Annotated in this window: 3 protein-coding genes; all 3 read right to left on the bottom strand. The window is 58.9% G+C overall.

The genetic code is table 11. The features are described from left to right. Positions 1-830: xanthine dehydrogenase family protein molybdopterin-binding subunit (locus WBV42_RS20465; protein WP_423987672.1), on the bottom strand; the 830-nt coding region annotated here is incomplete at its 3' end. 482 nt (positions 831-1,312) lie between these two features. After that, complete coding sequence (locus WBV42_RS20460; RefSeq protein ID WP_423987671.1) at positions 1,313-2,029, bottom strand: alpha/beta fold hydrolase; 717 nt, start codon at positions 2,027-2,029, stop codon at positions 1,313-1,315. 407 nt (positions 2,030-2,436) lie between these two features. Continuing rightward, positions 2,437-2,736, bottom strand: a complete 300-nt coding sequence (locus WBV42_RS20455) for a hypothetical protein (protein ID WP_423987670.1) — start codon at positions 2,734-2,736, stop codon at positions 2,437-2,439. Positions 2,737-2,749 lie beyond the last annotated feature (13 nt).

Raw genomic sequence — 2,749 nt, 5'->3', positions numbered from 1 at the left:
ATCGCACACCATGCGGTGATCGTCTCATCGGAGTAGTGGTGGATTTTGGCACCGAACCCACCCCCCACGTCGGGTGACCGCACCCTGACCTTGTTCTGCGGGAGGTCGAGCGCGTCTGCGAGGTGGTCTCGGTGATTATGGGGGTTTTGCGACGTCATCTCGACTACGAGCTCCTGGCTCGAGGACTGATACCTTGCCACCGTTGCGCGGGGCTCCATCGCGGTCGGGATCAACTCCTGATTCGTGAATTCAAGTTCGACGATATTGTCTGCCTCGTCGAGGATTGCCTCGACTTCGGCCTCGTCACCGGTCTCCCAGTCGATTCCGACGTTGGTCCCGAGGTCCTCGTGGAGCACTGGCGCGTCGTCGTCGGCCGCCTCAATCGAATCTACCACCGCCTCGAGGCGGTCGTAGTCGACGTCGATCGCATCGACTGCATCCCGTGCGGTGTAGCGGTCCTCCGCGACAACTGCGGCCACGGGTTCGCCTTGGTAGACGACCTTGTCCTTCGCCATCATGAAATGGTCGGGCGCCGCGTCGGCCGGTGAGAATGCGAGCGTCCCGGGGACACCCGACGACTCAATATCAGCGGCGGTGTAGACTGCAAGCACACCCTCGATGGCTTCAGCGCCGCTCGTCTCAATGTTCGTTATCCGAGCGTGGCCATACTGACTGCGCTTGATCGCCAAGTGGCCCATCCGTGGATACTGAATGTCGTCGACATATTCGGCGTCGCCAGTGATGAGGCGAGGGTCTTCGCGACGCTCGACGGTTGAGCCGATCATCTCCCCAGTGTGGACGTCGCGTCCCTTGATGGTTTCGAGTTTCATGTCGGATCCTCGTCAACTCCGACAGTGTATGCTTCACCAGCCAGCCAGTGGTCCTTCTTTTTTTCTGTGTGAATCATTGCGCGTCACCTATGACCTGATTGTCGCGTTCAAGTGTCTTCAAAATTCGGCTGAAACGGTGAAGTGCCTCGGGGTCAAGTGGTTCGAGAGACCGACAGTCAGAATCTCCTTGTGGTTGTCAGTCGATTGTGAGTACATCTTTATCGAGGGTGATCGATTCGAGGACAAAGACTCGTCTAATGATAGAATTCCAAGTGGTCAAATACCGTAGTTCCGAATACGAAGAGTCTCCTTCGTTGTATTAGTAAGTGTGAATTTGAGTATGGCTGACCCCTCAATCGTTGCGTCCGCATCTAATATGCAGAACTCAGGCTTCAGAAACAGTTAGCCGAGGATTCTTTGTGAGGTACTGAGGTTAGGTCGCCCGCCGAACTGGAGCAACCTATGGAGCCTTGCCGCCGATCTCATAACCCGTCGACGAACGTCGCGAGCGAGCGGTTGAACCGTTCGGGTTCCTCCAGCGTGATGCAGTGGCCGCTGTTTTCGAACAATTCGAAATCGGCATTCGGGATCCGGTCCGCAACGTCGCGGACCGACGCGACGGTTCGCCACTTCTCGTCTGCCCCGGCGCAGACGAGCGTCGGCAGGTTGATTTCGGGGAGTGCATCCCGGTAGTCGCGCACTGTGTAGTCGAAGAGGATGGCGCTCTTCACTGGCGGCGGCGTGCGGGTCAGTTCGTCGAGCACGAGAGTTCGTGTCTGGGGAGATGGTGGTTCCTTGAACGCCGCCTCAATGAGGCCCTCGATCAGCGCGGCATGGTCAATCTGGACGAGTTCAAGGGTCCCAGACAGTCGCGCCAGGTCGTTATTTCCGTGCTCGTAGTCGTCCCACGCGAACGCCGAGGCCGACATGTCGACGTCTACGAGCCCCCGCAGTCGGTCGGTTCCGAACCGGTCAACGTATTCCCACGCGACCAGCGCGCCCATCGACCAGCCAACCAGGACGACGTTGTTGAAGTTGCGGCGGTCGAGGAAGGTCCGGAGATCGTCGGCATAACCCGGTACTGTGTGACCGGTCTCCGTTTTCTCTGAGCGCCCGTGTCCCCGGTAATCGAGCGCGACGATTCTGTGGTCGGGCGAGAGGTCCGCGAGCTGGTGTACGAAGAATCGAACTCCGGTCATCACACCGGGGAGGAAGACGATCGGCGTGCCGTCCCCTCGTCCTCGAAGTAGAGACTCGCACCATTGCACGTTTCGTACGGCATGACACGCCAGGTAGGCTCCGCACGGAGAAGAATGTCGCTGACCGGATTTCGGGCGAACAAAACTTCGATGGGTGACGAACCTTACGGCTGCGATGGGAGAACGAGTTTAACTAGCCCCGCCTCGAAAGGCGAGTCGATGAGATCACTCGGGGACACCACGGTCCGGACGTTGGTCGTTGGCTTCTTGCTTTGAGTCACTATCCACGTTGCGCGCGCCGAAGACGAACATTGGTGAGTTCACTGCTAACTTTTTCCGTGAGGACACAACAGGCGACAACAGTGACACCGAAGATACGGCCGGGGATACGCCGATGTGCGGGCCAGTCACGCACGCGTCGGCGTCTTCTCGTCGTCCTCGGAGGGGAAGGCGTCGAGCGTCCCGTCGTCGGTTGCGGTTTCGACGGCGGCCATGTGTTTGCAGAATGCGGTGCGGTGGACGTGATGCGGGCACGTGCAGGCCATCAGGTCCTTGGTCACGTCGTCGATGGAGACAGTGTACTGGTGGGCTGCGGGGTTCGCGTGGCTCTCGTTGGTGACGTCGATGAGTCCGGGGGAATCGACGTCGAAGGAAAATTGTTCGGCCTGTGTGCGTTTCTGTACCGTCTCAATCCGATCAGCTGACAAAGCGGATCATCCC

This window comes from Haladaptatus sp., from assembly GCF_049589095.1.
GTDB lineage: Archaea > Halobacteriota > Halobacteria > Halobacteriales > Haladaptataceae > Haladaptatus.
This window is presented reverse-complemented; position numbering and strand designations above follow the sequence as displayed.